Annotated in this window: 9 protein-coding genes; 5 read left to right on the top strand and 4 right to left on the bottom strand. The window is 72.9% G+C overall.

The window, feature by feature from the left end; all coding sequences use genetic code 11:
• Positions 1-18 precede the first annotated feature (18 nt).
• Entirely contained in the window at positions 19-1,332 is a 1,314-nt protein-coding gene (locus IG74_RS0135840) for a cation:proton antiporter (RefSeq protein WP_030685871.1), read from the top strand.
• Between the two features lie 88 nt (positions 1,333-1,420).
• On the opposite strand, the gene IG74_RS0135835 is transcribed toward IG74_RS0135840, so the two are convergent.
• Positions 1,421-4,564 (bottom strand): non-ribosomal peptide synthetase, encoded by a 3,144-nt coding sequence (locus IG74_RS0135835; protein ID WP_078869321.1) that lies wholly within the window; start codon positions 4,562-4,564, stop codon positions 1,421-1,423.
• 263 nt (positions 4,565-4,827) lie between these two features.
• Between IG74_RS0135835 and IG74_RS0135830 the strand changes: the two genes are divergently transcribed.
• Positions 4,828-5,025, top strand: a complete 198-nt coding sequence (locus IG74_RS0135830; protein ID WP_030685868.1) for a ferredoxin — start codon at positions 4,828-4,830, stop codon at positions 5,023-5,025.
• A gap of 161 nt (positions 5,026-5,186) precedes the next feature.
• On the opposite strand, the gene IG74_RS0135825 is transcribed toward IG74_RS0135830, so the two are convergent.
• The 3 genes from IG74_RS0135825 to IG74_RS0135815 all read right to left on the bottom strand — a co-directional run bounded on the left by IG74_RS0135825 (position 5,187) and on the right by IG74_RS0135815 (position 7,905).
• A complete protein-coding gene (locus IG74_RS0135825; protein WP_030685867.1) occupies positions 5,187-6,293 on the bottom strand; it encodes a zinc-binding dehydrogenase in 1,107 nt (368 codons plus the stop codon).
• Positions 6,290-7,102 carry a phytanoyl-CoA dioxygenase family protein gene (locus IG74_RS0135820; protein ID WP_051856115.1) on the bottom strand — a complete coding sequence of 271 codons (813 nt, stop codon included), beginning with the start codon at positions 7,100-7,102 and terminating at the stop codon, positions 6,290-6,292. Before IG74_RS0135820 ends, IG74_RS0135825 begins: the two co-directional genes overlap by 4 nt.
• A gap of 68 nt (positions 7,103-7,170) precedes the next feature.
• Positions 7,171-7,905: an SDR family NAD(P)-dependent oxidoreductase gene (locus IG74_RS0135815; protein WP_030685865.1), complete on the bottom strand. Its 735-nt coding sequence runs from the start codon at positions 7,903-7,905 to the stop codon at positions 7,171-7,173.
• An 879-nt stretch (positions 7,906-8,784) separates the two neighbouring features.
• Here IG74_RS0135815 and IG74_RS0135810 point away from each other — a divergent pair.
• Genes IG74_RS0135810 through IG74_RS0135800 form a run of 3 tightly spaced genes read left to right on the top strand, consistent with a single transcriptional unit; the run spans position 8,785 to position 19,278 of the window.
• On the top strand, positions 8,785-14,886 hold the full coding sequence (locus IG74_RS0135810) for a non-ribosomal peptide synthetase (protein WP_078869319.1): 6,102 nt from the start codon (positions 8,785-8,787) through the stop codon (positions 14,884-14,886).
• Positions 14,887-14,899: 13 nt separating this feature from the next.
• Entirely contained in the window at positions 14,900-15,679 is a 780-nt protein-coding gene (locus tag IG74_RS0135805; protein WP_030685863.1) for a thioesterase II family protein, read from the top strand.
• A complete protein-coding gene (locus IG74_RS0135800) occupies positions 15,676-19,278 on the top strand; it encodes an SDR family NAD(P)-dependent oxidoreductase (RefSeq protein ID WP_030685862.1) in 3,603 nt (1,200 codons plus the stop codon). Before IG74_RS0135805 ends, IG74_RS0135800 begins: the two co-directional genes overlap by 4 nt.
• The last annotated feature ends 265 nt before the right edge of the window (positions 19,279-19,543 follow it).

Below are 19,543 nucleotides of genomic sequence, written 5' to 3'. Positions count from 1 at the left end.
TCCTCGAGAGGAATCCCGATGGTGCTGTCCCAAGCGCCTCTTCCCGCGATCAGCCACCATCAGATGCTGGTCTTCCTGCTGCAGGTCGGACTGCTCCTCGGTGTCGCGGTACTCCTCGGCAGGCTCGCGACCTGGCTCCGCCTGCCCCGCGTGGTCGGTGAGCTGTCCGCGGGCGTGCTGCTCGGCCCTTCGGTGTTCGGGAACCTGCTGCCCGACCTCCGTGACTGGCTGCTCCCGCACGACGCGGCGCAGATGCACCTGCTGGCCGCGGTGGCGCAGTTGGGCGTGCTGCTGCTCGTCGGCATCACGGGCGCCCACATCGACGTCGGACTGCTCCGCCGCAAGAGCAAGGTGATCGGGTACGTCAGCGTGGGCAGCGTGCTCCTGCCGCTGGCCCTGGGGGTGGGGCTCGGCTTCCTCATGCCGGAGTCGCTGATGGCCCCCGACGCCGAGCGCGGCACCTTCGCCCTGTTCGTGGGCGTCGCGATCGCGGTCAGCGCGCTCCCGGTGATCGCCAAGACCCTGCTCGACATGGACCTGCTGCACCGCAACGTCGGCCAGCTCATCATCGGCGCTGCCGCGATCAGCGACATCGTCGGCTGGATGCTCCTGTCGATCGTCGCCGCGATGGCCACCCGCGGTCTGCACACGGGCCTGGTCCTGGAGTCCGTCGGCTATCTGATCGCGGTCCTCGCCTGCACGCTCCTGGTGGCCCGGCCGGTGGCCCGCAAGGTGCTCCAGTACACCGACCGCTCGCCGCAGTCGGACGTCAGCGTCGCCGCGATCGCCGTGATGATCCTGCTGTCCTCCGCGGGCACGCTCGCCCTGGACATGGAGCCGATCCTGGGCGCCTTCCTCTGCGGCATCGTGATCAGCTCGCTCGGCGTCACCGCCCGCCGTTCCCTCGACTCCATGCGTACGTTCGTGATGTCGACGCTCGCCCCGCTGTTCTTCGCCACCGCGGGACTCCAGGTCGACCTGGGCGCGCTGACCCGGCCCACGGTGCTCCTTGCCGCGGTGGTGACCCTGCTCATCGCCACCCTGGCCAAGTTCGCGGGCGGTTACATCGGCGCCCGCATGGGCAGGCTCGACCACCATGAGGGCCTTGCCATCGGCGCCGGTCTCAACGCCCGTGGTGTCGTGGAGATCGTCATCGCCACCGTCGGACTCAACCTCGGTGTCCTGACCACCGCCACCTTCACGATCGTGGTGCTGATCGCCGTGGTCACCTCGATGATGGCCCCGCCGTTCCTGCGGCACGCCACCCGGGGCATGCCGACCACCACCGACGAGCACGAGCGGCAACGGGAGCTGGCCGGACAGGCCTCCTGACCGCCGCCTCAGACCCACGGGATCCGGTAACGCCAGGGCCCGCCCCCGAGATGCGGGGGCGGGCCCTGGCGCTGTCCGGATCCTTCGGCTACGCGGCGCCGAGGTGCTCGGCGAGCAGCGCCGGGGTCGGCGCCTGGAACACCGCCCGCACCGGCACCCGCAGGCCGAGCTCCGCGCGCGCCCGCCCGCTCAGCCGCACCGCGAGCTCCGACGTCCCGCCGAGGTCGAAGAAGTTGTCGTCGACGCCGACCTCCTCCCGCTGGAGCAACTCCGCGAACAGGTCGGCCAGGGCGCCCTCCCGCCCGGTGCGCGGCGTCCGGCCCGCGTCGGCGTCGCCCGCGCTGCCCGCGCCGCGGCGCGGAGCGGGCAGCGCCGCCCGGTCCAGCTTCCCGTTCGGGGCCAGCGGCAGCCGGTCCAGGACCACGAACGCGGACGGGATCATGAAGGTGGGCAGCCGGTCGACCACGTAGCGCCGAAGCACCCGCGAGGTCAGCCCGGCCGCCGCCGTGCCGCCCGGCTCGGCCGGCACCACATAGGCGACGAGCGCACCGCCGCCCGAGCCCGCCGCGGGCCGGAGCGTGACCACGGCCTGGACGATGTCGGGGTGCGTGACCAGGGCGCCCTCGATCTCGGCGGGCTCGATGCGGATGCCGCGCAGCTTCATCTGGCCGTCGTCGCGCCCGAGGAGCTCCAGCTGCCCTTCGGCGTTCCACCGGGCCAGGTCGCCGGTGCGGTACATCCGCTCGCCCGCAGGGCCGAACGGGTCGGCCAGGAAGCGCTCCGCGGTCTGCCCCGGCCTGGCGTGGTAGCCGCGGCCCACCGCGCCCGCCACGAACAGCTCGCCCGCCACGCCCTGCGGGACCGGCACCAGGCCGGGGCCGAGCACGTAGGTGCGCATGTTGCCCAGCGGCGTTCCGATGGGCACGCCGCCCTCGCCGCGCCAGCCGTCGGGCACGGTGAACGTGGTGGCGTAGAAGCTCTCCGTCTGGCCGTAGGCGTTGACCAGGGTCGTGTCCGGGAGCGCCGCCCGCACCTGGTCGGCCAGGGCCGCCGTGAGCTTCTCCCCGGCGAACACCGCCGTGTCCACGGTCAGGCGCCCCTGGAGCCGCTCCAGGACCTCGGCGAACACCGAAGGGACCGTGTGCAGGACCGTGCCCGACCACTGCCCGCGCTCGCCGAGCTCCAGCACGTCCCGGACGACCTCGACGGTGGCGCCGGTGCTCAGCGCGGTGAACACCTCGAACACCGAGACGTCGAAGTTGATGGAGCTGCTCGCCAGCATCCGCGCGCCGGGCCGCATGTGCACGGTGGCGGCAAGGCGGATCACGCCGTTGACGATGTTGGCGTGCGAGAGGGCCACGCCCTTCGGGGTGCCCGTCGAGCCGGAGGTGTACATCAGATAGGCGAGGTTGTCGGGCCGCAGCGGCTGCGCGTGGATCACGCCGGAGCCGTCCCCGGTGGGCTCGTCGAGGCCCAGCTCTTCGATCAGGCAGCACGTGATGTCGTGCTCCGGCAGCGTCCGCACGGTCTCGGCGTCGGTGAGGATCAGGCCCGGCGCGGCGTCCTGGAGCAGATGGCCGAGGCGGCGGCTGGGGTAGCGGGGGTCGATCGGCAGATATCCGGCGCCGGACTTCAGGATGCCGAGGAGCGCCACCACCAGGTCGGCGGAGCGCGGCAGGGCCAGGCCCACCACCGACTCCGGGCCGACCCCGGCGGCGAGCAGCGTGCGGGCGAGCCGGTCGGTGCGCTCGTCCAGTTCGCGGTACGTCAGCGACACGTCCCCGCAGACCACCGCCACGGCGTCCGGGGCCGCGGCGAACTGCGGCGCCACCAGCTGCGGGATCGTCACCGGCGGGGTGGGGGCCGCGGTGTTCACGAAGTCCACGAGCAGCCGCTGCCGTTCGGCCTCGTCGAGGACGTCGACCGCGCCCACCCGCACCGCGGGGTCCGCGGTCACGTGCCGCAGCGCGCGGAGGTAGCAGGCCGCCAGGTACTCCGCGCCGTCGGCGTCGAACAGGTCGGCGGCGTACTCGACCGTGCCGTGCAGCGCCGCGCCGTCCGCCGCGGCGCGCAGCCGCAGCGCCAGGTCGTAGGGCGTGCTGTCCAGCGGCGCGGGCCACGCGGTCACGCTCACGCCGGGCAGCGCGACGGTGGGTGCCGGACCCTCGCGCAGGTCGAACACCACCTGGAACAGCGGGTGGTGGGCCAGCGAGCGCTGCGGGGCGAGCGCCTCCACCAGGCCGGCGAACGGCAGGTCCCGGTGGGCCTCGGCGGCCGCCGTCCTGCGGCGCACCTGATCGAGGAGGTCGGTGAAGGCCGGGTTGCCGCTCAGGTCCGCCCTGAGCACCCAGGCGTCCTCGAAGGGGCCCACACAGCGCGCCCAGGCCGCGTCGGGGCGCCCCGCGGCGGACGAGCCGATGGGGATGTCGGCGCCGCTGCCCAGCTGGTGCAGGACCACCGCGAGGGCGGCGCGAAGGACCGCGTCGGCGGGCACCCCGCGCCGCTCGGCGAGGCCGGTCACCGCCGCGGCGAGCTCCTCGTCCACGACCAGCGGGACCCGGCCCGCGCGGTGGCTCGCCTCCGGCGGCCGCGGCCGGTCCGCGGGCAGCGGCAACGGCGCGGGCGCGCCCGCGAGTTCGGCGCGCCAGAAGGCGGTGTCGCGCGCGAAGGCGCCGTCCGGCCCGCTCTCCTCCTCCAGGAACTTCTGCTCCCACCGGGCGAATTCCGCATAGGGAACAGGCGAGTCGGGCCAGACCGGTGCGACGCCTTCCCGGCGCGCGGCACAAGCGGTCGCGAGATCGTCGGCCAGCGGCCGCAGCGATTCCTCGTCCGCGGCGATGCGGTGCGTCACCAGGACGAGTACGTGTTCCTCGGGAGCGGACCGTACGACAGCGGCGCGTACCGGAATGTCCGTGGTCAGATCGAAGCGATGGGAAACCCGCGCGGAAATCTCATCGGCCACCTCGTCGGGCGCCACTTCGACCACGGGAATATCGAGGCCGATCTCCGCATCGGGCACCACGCGCCGACCGGGAACTCCGTCGGCGTCCTCGGCGCATATCGTGCGCAACCCTTCGTGACGGGCCACGACGTCCCTGACGGCGCGCACGAGGGCGGCCGTTTCGAGGGCTCCGGTCATCCGCAGCACCAACGGAATGTTGTGCATGGCCGACGGGCCCTGAATTCGGTGGACGAGCCACTGTCGGCGCTGCGCAAGCGACAACGGATTCATGCGTGCCTACTCCCTGTTTCGTCCGGCGTGGTTCGAGTCTGTCGGGACCGTCCGCGCCGTGCCATAGTTCCGAGGTATTCCTCGGAACACTGCCTGCGCATTGCCGTGGCCGACCTCGATGCGCGATTCTCGACGCGTCATTTTCGACAGAACCCGGTCGCGTTCCGGCTGTCCCGTCGACGGGACCGGCGGAGCCGAATGCCGTGGCGGCCGGGGCCCTCTCACGCATGAGCCGGAACCGACCGGAGCCGAACGGAGAAATCGTGCACATCACCGTCGATGAACAGTCCTGTGTCGGGGCGGGCCAGTGCGTCCTGTCCGTCCCCGACGTCTTCGACCAGGACGAGATGACCGGCCGGGTCGTCCTCCTGGAAGGGCGTCCGCCCGCGGACCTGGAGGACGACGTGGTCGAGGCCACCCGCGCCTGCCCGGCCCAGGCGATCACCGTGACGGACGACTGATCCTCCGGGCCGCACGAGCCGAATCCCCCGGTCGCCGGTAGGCGGCCGGGGGATACGGCTTTGTGGGGGGATGGGGTGCCGGACCGTCCGATGTGGAGCGGAGGTCCGGCGCCCCGAGCACCCGAGGGCGAGCGGGGCGGCGCTGCCCTCGTGGGGGTGGGTCAGCTCGTGAGGACCGCCTTCATGACCGATCCGTCGGCGACCGCGGCCAGGGCGTCCGCGTGCCGGTCGAGCGGGAAGGCCGTCACCAGGCTCGCCAGGTCGAACCGGGCGGCCAGCGTGGGCAGCAGCCGCACGTACTCGACGAGGTGCGCTCCGGTGAAGGCCCAGGAGCCGATGACGTCGAGCTGGCGGTAGACGATCTGGTGCGGGTTGACCAGGGTGTCACCGGCGTCCGTGTACTGGCCGATGACCAGGTAGGTGCCGCCCCTGCGGGCCAGGTACAGGCCCTGGGCGACGGCCTGCGGGACCCCGGCGCACTCGATGACGAGGTCGGCGCCCTGGCCGCCGGTGAGCGCGCGCACCTCGTTGAGGATGTGGTCCGGGTCCGTGGCGTCGGCGATGTTCAGGTGGACGTCGCCGATGCCGGCCCGCGCCGCGGCTTCGAGGCGCTCGGCCGGGCCGCCGATGACGATGACCTTGGCGGCCCCGGAGATCTGGGCGAACGCGGCGGCCGCGAGGCCGACCGGGCCGCTGCCCTGGACGACGACGACCTCACCGAGCCGCACCGGGCGGCGCTCGTACAGGGCGTGCACGACGGTGGGGCCCGCGCAGGCGAGCGACATCGCGGCGAGCGGGTCGACGCCCTCGGCCGCCTTGACGACGGTGGTGCCCTCCTGCAGGACGATGTGGTCCGCCCACGAGCCGGACAGCTCCGGGCCGTCCACGGTGGAGCGGTTGACCCCGTACGTACGGCGGTTCTCGCACAGCGTCGGCTCGCGGTGGATCCGGCACGGGGGACAGGTCCCGCAGGCGATGGACGAGGCCCACATGACGGAGTCGCCGGGCTTGAGCTCGGCGCCGAGGGCGTCGTGCGTCAGGCCCTCGCCCAGCTCCCGGATCACGCCGAGGCCTTCGTGGCCGAGGACGAGCGGGGTGGGGATCGGCAGGTGGCCCTGGTGCAGATGCAGGTCGGTGCCGCAGATGCCGCCGTAGCCACAGGCGACGATCATGCCGCGCGCCGGGGCCGCGGGCAGCGGGTACTCGCGCAGCGCCAGGGGCTTGCCGAACTCCTCCAGGACGACGCCGCGGCCGGTGCGGGCGGTCATACGGTCACCTCTTCGAGGTCGTCGAGGAAGGTGCCGTCGAGGGGGGCGAGCGGCGTCGAGTCGCGGCACACCACGTAGTCGGGGCGGGACTCGCCGGGCCAGCTCGGCAGGTTGCTGACCTCGTTGTACGTCGCGATGAGCAGACGGCGGGCGAACGGCGACATGTTGGGGGCCGAACCGTGCACGATCTCCGAGGAGAAGAGCACCACGGACCCGGCCGGGCCCTTCGGGCTGGTCATGCCGTGCCGGTCGACGAGGGCGGCCAGCTGCTTCGGGGAGAGCGAGATGTCGTCCGGGTCCAGGTGCTGGCTGGACTTCCGCTCCTCCTTGCGGCCCTCGTGCACGAGGCCGTCGCGGTGCGAACCGGGCAGGAAGATGACGGGGCCGTTGAACTCGGTGACGTCGTCGAGGAAGACGCCCACGTTGACCTGGACCGGGGCGGGCAGGTTGTCGGAGATCTGCCAGGCGAGGAAGTCCTGGTGCCAGGCCCACTTGTCGCCGCCGAAGGCGGGCTTGGCGTTGATCTTGAACTGGTAGACGTACACGTCGTCGGTGAGCAGCTGCTGGGCGGGGACCAGGATGCGCGGGTCCCGCATGAGGCGGGCGTATTCGGCCTGCCGGAGGTGCGAGGAGTAGACCGCGCGCACCTCGTCGCCGCCGTCCTCGATGATGCGGTGCGGCCCCGGCGTGTTGCAGTCGCGCTGGAACGCCGTACGCAGCCGGTCCACCTCGTTCTCGTCCAGCAGGGAATCGAGGAGTAGGAAACCGTTGTCCCGGTACTGCTCCAACTGCTCCTGGGTCAGACGCATGGTTCTTTTCGCTCCTTAGGCGAGGGGAGTTCACGTAGGGGGCGCGCACCTGAGTTCGCGCCGGGGTTTCACCCCATAAAGTGGCCGCCGTCCACGATGAGCTGCTGCCCCGTGATGTAGGCCGATCGCGACGTCACAAGGAATTCGAGAGCGTCGGCGATGTCCTGCGGGGTGCCGATCCGCTTCTGGGGAATGGAGTCGATGACGGCCGCGCGCCGTTCCGGCACGTCGAGCCGGTAGCGCTCGGTGACTTCCGGGGTGTCGGTAAAACCGGGGAGCAGGGCGTTGACCTGGATATGCGGAGCCAGTTCAAGGGCCATGCACTTGGTGAGCTGGAGCAGCCCCGCCTTGCTGGCGCAGTAGTTGGCGCCGTTCGCCCGCGGGCGGATCGCCGTGGTGGCACCGATATTGACGATGGAGCCGCCGCCGGCCTCGATCATGGCGGGCGCCAGTGCCTGGCTGAGATGGAAAGGACCGGACAGATTGGTCGCGACGACCTGGTCCCAGTCCTCTTCGGTCATCGAGAGGAAGGACCGGTCGCGGTTGACCCCGGCGTTGTTCACCAGGATCCGGGGGGCGCCGTGCTCGTCGAGGATCCGCGCGCAGGCGTCGCGGATCTCGGCGGGCCTGCCGACGTCGACGCGGACGGGCACGATGTTTCCCTCGCCCGCCTCCGCCGCCTCTTTGGCCGCGGTCTCGTCGCTCCGGTAGAGGGCGAGCACCCGGTGGCCCAGGGCGCACAGGCGCAAGCTCAGCGTCAGTCCGATGCCCCGGGTGCCGCCGCTGATCACTGCCGTCGCCATGAGAACTCCACAGAGGTGCGTGCTGCGGGGCGGTCGGCCGGCCACGAGGTCGCCCCGGCGTCGGGCAGCCCGGGCAGATCGCGCACGTCCATCACCCCGCACAGACGAATGGATCGGAAGAAGTGGTTCGGATCAGGCCGTCGCCCGCGGTGAGTTGGGCGGGGAATATCCCCGGGCGTACCGCCGGTGGAATTCCGGACGCGTCGCCCAAGGCTCCCGGCCTGCGCACACACCCTCATGCCTGCGCCCTGCCGGGGTCAAGCAGGGAAAGAGTGCCTGACAAGACCGCTTCGCGGCATCTCGGATGTCCTGTCCACAGGACACGGGGGCGTCGCACGGGCGAGCTGCCGGTGAATGACGTGCGGGCGGGTGCGGGGAATTGCCGGTGCGCGCACTTCCCGGGTTTCGCACCCCATGGAAGGGGAAAGTCGGGCCCCCGCACGTGTGGTGCAGAACACTACGGGCCGGGCCGCCGGACATCGACCCCTGTGCCGAAGAGCCTCCTTCGTGGAGGTGCGCGCGAGCTCGCCGGGCAACGCGGGGGAAACACCCGGCAGATGCCCGGCGATTGCTCTTCCGCGGCTTTCCGTGAACGCTGTTCGAGCCGCGCCCGACCTGCCCGCGGGCCGCATCGCCGGAGGCCAATCGGATGTCCTGTAGACGGGACACGCGGGCCGTCTCGCAACGCCCTGCCAGGGACTCTTCATTGCTTGACCCCGGCAGGGCGCAGGCATGAGGGTGTGTGCGCAGGCCGGGAGGCTTGGGCGACGCGTCAGGAATTCACCGGCGCCGATGCGCCCGGGGATATTCCCCGCCCGGTCATCGCGGGTGACGGCCTGATCCGAACCACTTCTTCGATCCATTTGTCTGTGTGGGGTGATGGATGTGCATGCTCCGCTGGAGCGAAACCGTCCGCTGACGACCAAGGATGGTGCGGCCGGACGGATCCTCGACACGACGGTGCTCGAGCTGTTCGCCCAGCAGGTCCGGCGGACTCCCGACGCGCTCGCCGTGGTCTCCGGACCCGAGACCCTGACCTTCGAGCAACTCGACGCCAGGTCCGACGTGTTGGCCGCGGGCCTCGTGGCGCGCGGCGTGCTGCCCGAGTCGCTCGTCGCGGTCGCGCTGCCGCGGTCGCCGGAGACGGTCGTGGCCGTCCTCGCCGTACTGAAGGCGGGCGCCGCCTATCTGCCGCTCGACCCCGACTACCCCGTAGAGCGCGTCGAGTTGATGCTGAGCGACGCCCAGCCCGTCCTCCTGGTGAGCACCGGGGCCGACGTGCAGCGCCTCAGCAGCTCCTACCGCACCGTGGACGTGGCCGAGCTCGCCGACGCCGGAGCCGGGGCCGTCGACGTCGTCGTGCACCCGCTGACGCTCTCGTACGTGATCTACACCTCCGGTTCGACCGGCAGGCCCAAGGGCATCGGCGTCACCCACCGCGATGTGGCGGCCCTGGCCCAGGACCAGCGCTGGCACCACGGCATGCGGATGCTGCTGCACTCGCCGATGGCCTTCGACGCCTCCGTCCTGGAGATCTGGGTGCCGCTCCTCAACGGCGGCGCCGTCGTCGTCGAGCCGTCCCCGGACCTCACCCCCGCCGTCCTCGCCGGCCAGGTGGCCCGGCACGGCGTCACGGTCGTCTGGCTCACCAGCGCGCTCTTCAACCTCCTGGTGGAGGAGGACGCGAGCTGCCTGACCGGCCTCCACGAGGTGTGGGTCGGCGGCGACCGCGTCTCGCCGCAGTCCGTCGCGCGGGCCCTGGAGGCCTGCCCCGACACGGTCGTCGTGAACGGCTACGGGCCGACCGAGACCACCGTCTTCACCACCAGCCACCAGGTCGACCCCGCCGTCGCCAAGCCGGACGAGGAGGTGCCCATCGGGCAGCTCTTCGACACCCTCGAGGGCTACGTCCTCGACGAGCGGCTGCAGCCCGTGGAGCCCGGTGCCATCGGCGAGCTGTACGTCGCGGGTGCAGGCGTCGCCCGCGGCTATCTGCGCCGTGGCCCGCTGACCTCGGACCGGTTCGTGGCCAGCCCCTTCGGCCCCGCCGGCGAACGGATGTACCGCACCGGCGACCTGGTGATCCAGAACGCGGACGGCGAGCTCGTGTACCAGGGCCGCGCCGACCACCAGGTCAAGGTGCGCGGCTACCGGATCGAGCTCGGCGAGATCGAGGCGGCCCTGCTCGCCCATCCGGCGGTCGCCCACGCCGCCGTGATCGCCCGTCAGATCGGCGCGAGCGACGCGGCCAAGCAGCTCTTCGGCTACGTGGTCCTCTCCCAGGACGGCGCGCCCGCGCCGGACCCGGCGGACTTCCCCGCCGAGCTGCGCGAGTTCATCGCGCAGCGACTTCCGGAGTTCATGGTTCCGGTCGCCCTCATGGTGCTCGACCGGTTCCCGCTGACCCCGAACGAGAAGCTGGACCGGGCCGCCCTCCCGGAGCCGCGCTTCACCAGCACCGCCTACCGCGCGCCGCGCACCGGGACCGAGGAGGTCCTGACGGCTGTCTTCGCCGAGGTCCTCGGCCAGCCCCGCGTCGGCGTCGACGACGACTTCTTCGCCCTCGGCGGCGACAGCATCCAGTCCATCCAGGTCGTGTCGCGGGCCAAGGCCCAGGGCGTCCTGGTCACCTCGCGGCAGGTGTTCGAGCACCGGACCGTGGCCGAACTCGCCGGCGTCGCCGCCGCCGACACCGGGGACACCGGCCCCGTCCTGGCCGAGCTCGACGGCGGCGGAGTGGGCCACATGCCGCTCATGCCGGTGGCGCACTGGATCCTGGAGAACGGCCCCGGCTTCGACTCCCTGCTCCAGGCCGTGGTCCTGGAGCTGCCGCACGACATCGACCGGGACGGCCTGGCCGCGACCCTGACCGCGGTCCTCGACCGGCACGACCTGCTGCGCGCGCGGCTGCGGCCCGACGGACTGCTCGTCACCCCGCCCGGCTCCGTGGCCGCGGACCCGCTGATCCGCACGGTCTCCTGCGACGGCCGGTGGTCGGGCGAGTCCTGGCGGACCCTGCTCGTCACCGAGCTCCAGGACCTGGCGGGCCGCCTCGACCCGGTGGCCGGGACCCTCGCGCAGTTCGTCTGGTTCAAGCCGCCCACCGGCCCCGGACGACTCCTGGTCGGCCTGCACCACATGGTCGTCGACGGCGTGTCCTGGCGGATCCTGATGCCCGACCTCGCCGCCGCCTGGCAGCAGGTGCGCGCTGGCGAGACACCGAAGCTGACCGCCCCCGCGACCTCCGTACGACGCTGGGCGCACGCCCTCGTGGAGGAGGCGGGCAGGCCGGAGCGGGTGGCCGAGCTCGCCCAGTGGACCTCGATCCTCGACGGACCCGACCCGGTCCTGGGCACCCGGCGCCTCGACCCGGCCGTGGACGTGCAGTCCACCGTCGAGAAGGTGCGCGTGGTGCTGCCGAGCGCCGCCTCCGAAGCCCTCCTCACCTCCGTCCCCGCGGCCTTCCGCGGCGGCGTCAACGACGTGCTGCTCGCCGCCCTGGCGATGGCCGTGGCCCGCTGGCGCCGCACGCGCGGCGTCGAGGAGCCGTCGACGCTGCTGCGCCTCGAAGGGCACGGGCGCGAGGAGGAGTCGGTGCCCGGCGCCGACCTCTCGCGCACCGTCGGCTGGTTCACCAGCTTCTTCCCGGTCCGCCTCAACCTGTCCGGGATCGACGTCGAGGACGCCTTCGCCTCCGGCCCGGCCGCGGGCGCCGTCATCAAGGCGGTCAAGGAGCAGCTGCTCGCCCTGCCCGACAAGGGCCTGGGCTACGGCCTCCTGAGGTACCTCAACCCCGAGACCGCACAGGCGCTGCGCCCGCGCGGCCTCGGCCAGATCGGCTTCAACTACCTGGGCCGCTTCGCCACCGGCGACCTGCCCGACGAGCTCGGCTTCACCCAGACGTCGGACGCCGCGGACTTCACCGAACTGGCCGAGCTGGACGCCGGGCACGACCCGGCCATGCCCGCGCTGTGCGAGGTGGACATCAACGCGATGGTCACCGACACCGCGGCGGGACCGCGCCTGGGCGCGGTCTTCGGCGCCCCGACCGGGGTCCTCACGCCGGCCGAGGTCGGCGAACTGGCCGAGCTGTGGCAGTCCGCCCTGGAAGCCCTGGTGCGGCACGCGTCCGCCCCCGGCGCGGGCGGTCTGACGCCGTCGGACGTGCCGCTGGTCAACGTCTCGCAGGGCGAGCTGGAGACCTGGGAGAAGCAGTACCCGGGCCTGGCCGACGTGTGGCCGCTGACCGATCTGCAGGCCGGTCTGCTGCACCACTCCAAGCTGGCGGGCACCGGCGTGGACATGTACCAGGTGCAGCTGCTCTTCGGCTTCGACGGGCCGGTGGACGCGGCGCGGATGCGGGCGGCGGGCCAGGCCCTGCTCGACCGGCACGCGAGCCTGCGCACCGCCTACGTGCCCGACGTCTCCGGCGACATGGTGCAGCTCGTCGTCTCGGGCGTGACCCTGCCGTGGCGCGAAGTGAGCGTGACGGAGGACGCGTTCGAGTCCTTCCTCACCGAGGAGCGCACCACGACCTTCGACACCACCGAGCCGCCGCTGCTGCGGATGACCCTGGCGCACGTCGGGGCCGACCGCACCGAACTGGTCCTCACCGCCCAGCACGTCCTCTTCGACGGCTGGTCCGAGCCGATCCTGCTGCGCGAGCTGCTGTGGCTGTACGCCGACGCGTCCGCCCTGACCAAGGCACCGTCCTTCAAGGAGTTCCTCGGCCACCTCCAGCGCCGCGACGACGCGCAGCGAAAGCTGTCGGTACGCGCCCACACCGACGCCCTCGAAGGAATCGACGAGCCGACGCTGCTCGTGCCCGCGGAGACCGAGGGCGGCGACAGCGGCTTCGGCGAGCTCGACCTCGCGCTGGCGCCCGACGAGGCCCGCGCGCTCGTCCGGCGGGCCGCGGAGACCGGCAGCACGCCCAGCAACGTCGTCCAGGCGGCCTGGGCCGTGGTCCTCGGGGAACTCACCGGCCGCACCGACGTGCTGTTCGGTGCCACGGTCTCCGGCCGCCCGCCCACGCTCGCGGGCGTGGCCGACACGGTCGGCCTGTTCATCAACACCGTGCCGGTCCGCGCGCGCTGCGCACCGGGCAAGACCCTCGCCCAGGTGGCGACCGAACTCCAGGCCTCGCAGGCCGCCCTGCTCGACCACGACGACTGCGGCCTGGCCGACATCCACGAGGCCACGGGCCTGGACGCGCTCTTCGACACCCTCGTCCTGGTCCAGTCCCACCCCTTCGATAACGCTGCCATCTCCGAGGCCAGCGAAGCGGCCGGCCTTCCCGTGCCCACCTTCCGCAACATCGCGGGCGGGAACTACCCGCTCATGGTGATGGCCGAGCTGGACCCGCTGCTGCGCCTGCGCCTGCAGTACCAGCGCGGCGCCTTCGACCGGGCCGGCGCGGCCGACGTCGCGGAGCGGCTGCTGCGCGTGCTGCGGGCCTTCCTCAGCGACCCCCACAGCCGGGTCGGGGCGATCGGCGCGACCGAGGCCGACGCCCGCACGTCCGCGGACCGTCCGGCGGCGGCCCGGGCCGCCTCCGACGAGCTGGTGCCGCAGTTGTTCGCGCGGCTCGTCGCCGAGGCCCCGGACGCCGTGGCCTTCGTCGCGGACGGGGTGACGACCAGGCGCGAACTGGACGAGCGGGCCGACCGCCTCGCCGGTGAACTCCTGCGGCACGCCGTGGAGCCGGACTCCGTCGTGGCCGTCTGCTGCGTCGACCCGGTGGACCGCACGGCCGCCCTGCTCGCCGTCCTGAAGGCGGGCGCCTGCGCCCTGCCCCTGGACGCCGAGGACTCCGCGGAGTGGACCGGCTCCGTCGTCCGCGACGCCGCGGTGAGCGCCGTCATCGTCGACAAGGAGACCGACGACCGCGGCTGGGGCGCCCTGCCCCGGATCACGGTTCCCCTCAGCGCCCTGGACGCCGCTCCCGCCGCCCCGCAGGTCCGTCCGCTTCCCGGCCGGCTCGCCCTGCTGGCGTACGCCGCGGACGCGACGGCCAGGCCGCGGGCGCTCGCCGTCACCCACGCCGCTCTGGTGCGCGGCGTGCCCGGCTTCGCCGCCGAGGCGGCGGCTCTGGAGACGGGGCCCGCCACACCGGCCGCCGACCTCCTGCTCGCCCTCGTCGCGGGCCGCACCGTCGAGATCCGCGACGGCGCGCCGGAAGCCCGCCCGCAGGTCGCAGAGCCCGCCCGGGCCCGCGTCCTCAGCCCCTCGCTCGCCCCCACCGCGCCCGGCGGCACCGGCGAGCTGTACGTCACGGGCGAGTACGGGCGCGGCTACCCCCGGCACGCCGCCCGCACCGCCGAGCACTTCGTCGCCGACCCCTACGGCCCCGCCGGAGCCCGGCTGTACCGCACCGGACTGCGGGCCCGCGTCACCGCCGACGGCGGATTCGAGCCGCTCGGCCTCACCGCGGACCAGGCCGGGGGCCAGCAGGCGCTGGCAGGCGTCCTGTCGGGCCGCGCCGACGTGGCCGACGCCACCGTGGTCACCGCGGGCACCGGACCGGTCGCCTACGTCGTCGCCGCGGACGGCGCCCGTCCCGACCTCGACGAGCTGCGGGACTTCGCCGCGCAGCGCCTTCCGCACCGGCTCGTCCCGCGCGCGGTCGTGCTCCTGGACGAGCTGCCCAGGACGGCCACCGGACGGCTCGACGCGAAGCGGCTGCCCGAAGCCGCCGAGGCGCCGCGGCAGGGCCGGGCAGCGGGCAGCGAGCGCGAGGAGTTCCTGACCCGGATCTTCAGCGAGGTGCTGCAGCGGGAGAGCGTCGGCGTCGACGACAACTTCTTCGCCATGGGCGGCAATTCACTGCTTGCGACCCGCCTGATCGGCAGGGTGCGCAACGAGCTGGGCGTGGAGCTCACCATCCGCTCGATATTCCAGTACAAGACCATCGCCGAACTGGCGGCCCACTGGGACGAGATCGTCACAGCGAGCGGCCCCCGACTGCGCAAGATGAGCTAGGGAGAAACCCAGCATGTCCATAGTGAGCCCCGAACTTGCCGGTGAGACCCCCTACGTCTGGCGCGCCCGGCAGCCGCAGAGCAGGCACCGGCTGATCTGCTTCCCGCACGCCGGTGCGGGCGCGACGGCCTACGCCGAGTGGGCCGCCCTCCTGCCGCCCGAGATCGAACTCGTCGCCGTGCAGCTGCCCGGCCGCCAGGACCGCATCGCCGAGGAGCCGTTCAGCGAGGTCGGCCCGCTGGTCAGCGTGCTCACGCACGCCCTGCGGCCCGTGCTCGGCGGTTCGTACTCGTTCTTCGGTCACTCCTGCGGCGCCGCGCTCGCCTTCGAGCTCGCCAAGGCCCTGCGCGCCAAGGGGCAGACAGGGCCCGAGCACCTGTTCCTGTCCGCGCAGGCGGCCCCCGGCGCCACCGGGATCCGGCAGCTGCACGACCTGTCCGACGACGAGTTCCGCGACGCGATGCTGACCCTCGGCGGCATCGACGAGGAGATCGCGAACGACGAGTTCGTCATGGACTCCCTCGTGCCCGTCCTGCGCGCGGACTTCAGCCTCTGGGAGCGCCACCGCACGGCTCCCGAGGCGCCGCTCGACTGCCCCATCACCGTGCTCGCGGGGGAGGAGGACCCGCAGGCGCCGAAGGACTCGCTGGACGGCTGGCGCGAGCAGACGAACGCCGAGTTCACCCTCCGCTTCTACTCCGGCGGGCACTTCTACTTCCTCGACTCGCCCGACATCGTGGTCTCGGCCATCGCCGAGAAGATGCTGGGCGCGGTGGCGGGGAGGACCGCATGACGAGCCCGGACGCCATCGGCGCACTCGACGAGATCACCGGGCGGATCACCGCGGCCGCCCTGACGGTGCCCGGCGTCGGCGACGCCGTGGCCGTGGCCCGCAAGGGGGTGCGGACGGCGGCGGCCGCCCCGCGCCCCGCGGCCGCGCCGCCCGCGGCGGAGGAGCAGGACCTCGGCGACGCCCCGCCCGCCCTTCTGTACGGCGGCCCCGTGCACGCCCCGGACGGCGCGCCCGCCACCTTGCAGGAGGCCCTGTGGCAGGCGGCCGAACAAGCCCCTGACAAGGGGACGGTCTACCTCACCAAGGGACACGACGACGTCTTCCAGAGCTACGCGGAGCTCCTCGCCGACGCCGAGCGGGTCCTGGCCGGACTCCGCGCCGCGGGCCTGCGCCCGGGGGACGCCGCGCTGTTCCAGTTCGACGACAACAAGGCCTTCCTGACCGCGTTCTGGGCCTGTGTGCTCGGCGGCTTCGTACCGACCCCGGTCGGCGTGGCCACGACGTACCGGGCGGAGAACGAGACCAACCGCAAGCTGCACAACGCCTGGAAGCTGCTCGGGCGGCCCGTGCTGCTCACCGACGACGCCACTGCGGAGGCGCTCGCCGGGGTGCGCGAGCTCTGGGGCGAGCCCGAGGTGCGCATCCGGACCGTCGCCGAACTGGTGGCCTTCGAGCCCGACACCGACTGGTTCCCCGCCACCCCCGAGTCCCCGGCGCTCAACCTGCTCACCTCGGGCAGCACCGGAATGCCCAAGTGCGTGCACCACACCCACGCGAGCCTGGTCGCCCGGTCGCTCGCCGTGATCCAGCACTCCGGCCTCTCCGGCGACGACATCAGCCTCATCTACATGCCGTTCGACCACGTCACGGTCGCCTTCTACAACGTCCGCGACGTCTTCGCGCGGTGCCTGCACATCAACGCCACGACCGAGCACGCCCTGGGCGACCCGCTGCTCTGGCTCGGCTGGGTCGACCGCTACCGCGTGACCAACACCTGGGCGCCGAACTTCGTCTACGCCCTGGTCAACGAGCACGCCGAGGAAGTCCGCGACAACCGCTCCTGGGACCTGTCGTGCCTGCGCGAGATCGTCAACGGCGGCGAGCCGGTGATCGCCTCGACCAGCCACCGGTTCCTGGAGCTGCTCGCCCCCCACGGCCTCGCCGCCGACGCCATGCGCCCGGCCTGGGGGATGTCCGAGACCTGCTCCGGAGTGACGTACACCCAGCAGCATCGCGACGACCGCGCCGCGGGCACCGTCGCCATCGACCCCGCGTCGCTGACCGGGACCGTCCGCCACGTCGCCCCCGACGACAAGGAAGCGGTCGTCCTCTCGACGGTCGGCAGCCCCATCCCGGGCGTGCAGCTCCGCATCGTGGACGACTCCGGCCGGGAGCTGCCCGAGGAGCGCCTCGGCGAGCTGCGCATCCGCGGCGTGACGCTGATGCACGGCTACTTCGCCAACGAGGAGGCCAACCGCGAGGCGTTCGACGAGGACGGCTGGTTCCGCACCGGCGACCTCGCCTTCGTCCACGACGGCGAGGTCGTGATCGCCGGGCGCAAGAAGGACCAGATCATCGTGCGCGGCATCAACTACATGGCGCACGAGGTCGAGAGCGTCGTGGAGCGGGCCGCGGGCGTGAAGGTCACCTTCTCGGCCGCCGTCGGGGTGCGGGAGCCCGGCGCCGACTCCGACCAGCTGGTGGTCTTCTTCGTGCCGGTGCGCTGGGACGCCGACGCGCTCGCCGGGGTCAGCGAGGAGCTGCGCGCCCTGCTGCCCCGCGAGGTCGGCATCGCGCCCGACCTGCTCGTGCCCGTCACCGAGGCGGAGTTCCCGAAGACCGGCAGCGGCAAGGTCCAACGGGCCGCGCTCGCCGCCGCGTTCCGCGCCGGGACGTTCGCCGACCGCGCCATCGGCGGCGACACGGCCGAGGAACCGCCGGACACCTGGCTGTTCCGGCGGCAGTGGAGCGAGCTGCCCGCCCCCGCCGCGGCGGCGGACGTCCTGCCCCCGCCGCTGGCGGGCGGCGGCGATCCGCACGCCCGCCTCACCGCGGCGACGGCGGAGCTCTCCGCCCTCGTCGGGGCGCTCGCCGACGGGACGTACGGCCGCCCGCCGCTGCTCCTGGTCACCTCCGGCGCGGTGTACGTACGGGACGGCGACGCCGTCGACCTCGGCACCTGCGCGCTGCCCGCCCTGGTGCGGACCGCCGTCGCCGAGAACCCCGGGCACGTGATCCGCCAGCTCGACCTGCCGGCCGACCCCGACGCCTGGCCCGCGGCCGTGCGCACCGAGCTCGCCGACCGGACGGGCACGGGCATCGTCGCCGCGCGCGCGGGCCGGCGCTTCAAGCCGCAGGTGGCCCCGGTCGCCGACGAGGCCGCACCGGCCGCGGCCCCGCTGGTCCCGGGCGGCCTCTACCTGGTCACCGGCGGCCTCGGCGGCATCGCGCACGAGATCACCGGCTACCTCGCCGCCGCCTACGGAGCGCGCCTCCTGCTCGTCGGCAGGTCGCCCGCCGAGGGCGAGAAGGCGGCCCGGCTCGCCGAGCTGTCCGCGCTCGGCAGCGTCGTGTACGAGCAGCTCGACATCACCGACGGGGCCGCGCTGGAAGCGGCGGTCGCCGCGGCCGAGGCACGCTGGGGCCGCACGCTCGACGGCGCGCTGCATCTGGCGGGGGCCAACCCCACGGGGCAGTGGGCCGACCTCGAACAGCACACCGTGGCGGCCGAGTCCGAGGAGACGTTCGCCGCCCAGTACGGGGCGAAGGTCGCGGGCACGCTCGCGGTGGCACAGGTGCTCAGCACCCGCCCCGACGCCTCGCTCGTGCTCTTCGGCTCCGTCAACGGAGAATTCGGCGGACATTCCTTCGGCGCCTATGCGGCGGCCAATGGATTCCTGGCCGGATTTGCAGATCACTGGCATCATGAGCGTCGCCGTACGGTGCATTGCCTGGCCTGGAGCATGTGGTCCGGCATCGGTATGAACCAGAATCAGTCCGATGCGCCCGCGCGCAGCCGCGGTTTCCGTTCCATTAACGCGTCCGACGGTCTGCGGCTGTTCACCGAAAGCATCGTGACACCGCACCACTACCTCATCGTCGGCCTCGACCTCGCCCATCCGGCGATCGTGGACGAGCTGGTCCCCGAGCAGCTGCGGATCGGTGAGCTGCTCGTCGCCTACACCGCCGACGGAGTCGAGGCGGAGGCCGTGCACGCGGCCGTGGCGCCCAGCGTGCGGGACTGCCCGGTCCCGGTGCGCCTGGTGCGCGTGGACCGCGTCCCGAGGGACGCCGCGGGCGCCGTCGACGTCGCCCAACTGCTCGCCGACACGGCCGCCGACCGGCCCAAGCGCACCTTCACGGCGCCCGCGAACGACCTGGAGCGGCAGATCGCAGGCCTGTGGTCGGACGCCCTGAACCACCCGGAGGTCGGCAGGGACGACTCGTTCTTCGACCTCGGCGGCAACTCGATCCGGGCCACGCGCCTGCTCGCCCTGGTCGACGAGACGTTCGCGGTCCGGGTGCCGACGCAGGAGCTCTACGAGCGCCCCACCGTCGAGGCGATGGCGGAGTTCGTCACGCGGCACACGACGGACTGAGCGGTCGCGCGCCGCCGTCGGCGGCGCGCCGCCGACGCCTGTGGTCACGGCCCCGGCCGGTGTCCCGATGTCCTGTCGCCAGGATAAATGGGGCACCGGCCGAGTGCTGGTCCACCCTGAATTCGCTTGACCCCAGGGGGCGCTGAGGGAAAAGTTGGTGTCGCTCCGCCGTCAGCCCGAAGTGCCCGCCCGACGCCCCGCTCGAAGCGAATTGCGCGGCAGGCACGAAACGGCCCGATGGACCGGCTCGCCCATTCGAGATTGA

Source organism: Streptomyces sp. NRRL B-1347, from assembly GCF_000720325.1.
In the GTDB taxonomy this organism is placed as follows: Bacteria; Actinomycetota; Actinomycetes; order Streptomycetales; family Streptomycetaceae; genus Streptomyces.
Note: the sequence above shows the minus strand (reverse complement) of the source record. Positions and strands in the feature narration are given on the sequence as shown.

Coding starts and splice junctions, on each gene's coding strand:
- IG74_RS0135835 (WP_078869321.1), bottom strand. CDS start 4,564: ATGAATCCGTTGTCGCTTGCGCAGCGCCGACAGTGGCTCGTCCACCGA.
- IG74_RS0135800 (WP_030685862.1), top strand. CDS start 15,676: ATGACGAGCCCGGACGCCATCGGCGCACTCGACGAGATCACCGGGCGG.
- IG74_RS0135810 (WP_078869319.1), top strand. CDS start 8,785: ATGGATGTGCATGCTCCGCTGGAGCGAAACCGTCCGCTGACGACCAAG.
- IG74_RS0135825 (WP_030685867.1), bottom strand. CDS start 6,293: ATGACCGCCCGCACCGGCCGCGGCGTCGTCCTGGAGGAGTTCGGCAAG.
- IG74_RS0135840 (WP_030685871.1), top strand. CDS start 19: ATGGTGCTGTCCCAAGCGCCTCTTCCCGCGATCAGCCACCATCAGATG.
- IG74_RS0135815 (WP_030685865.1), bottom strand. CDS start 7,905: ATGGCGACGGCAGTGATCAGCGGCGGCACCCGGGGCATCGGACTGACG.
- IG74_RS0135820 (WP_051856115.1), bottom strand. CDS start 7,102: ATGCGTCTGACCCAGGAGCAGTTGGAGCAGTACCGGGACAACGGTTTC.
- IG74_RS0135805 (WP_030685863.1), top strand. CDS start 14,900: ATGTCCATAGTGAGCCCCGAACTTGCCGGTGAGACCCCCTACGTCTGG.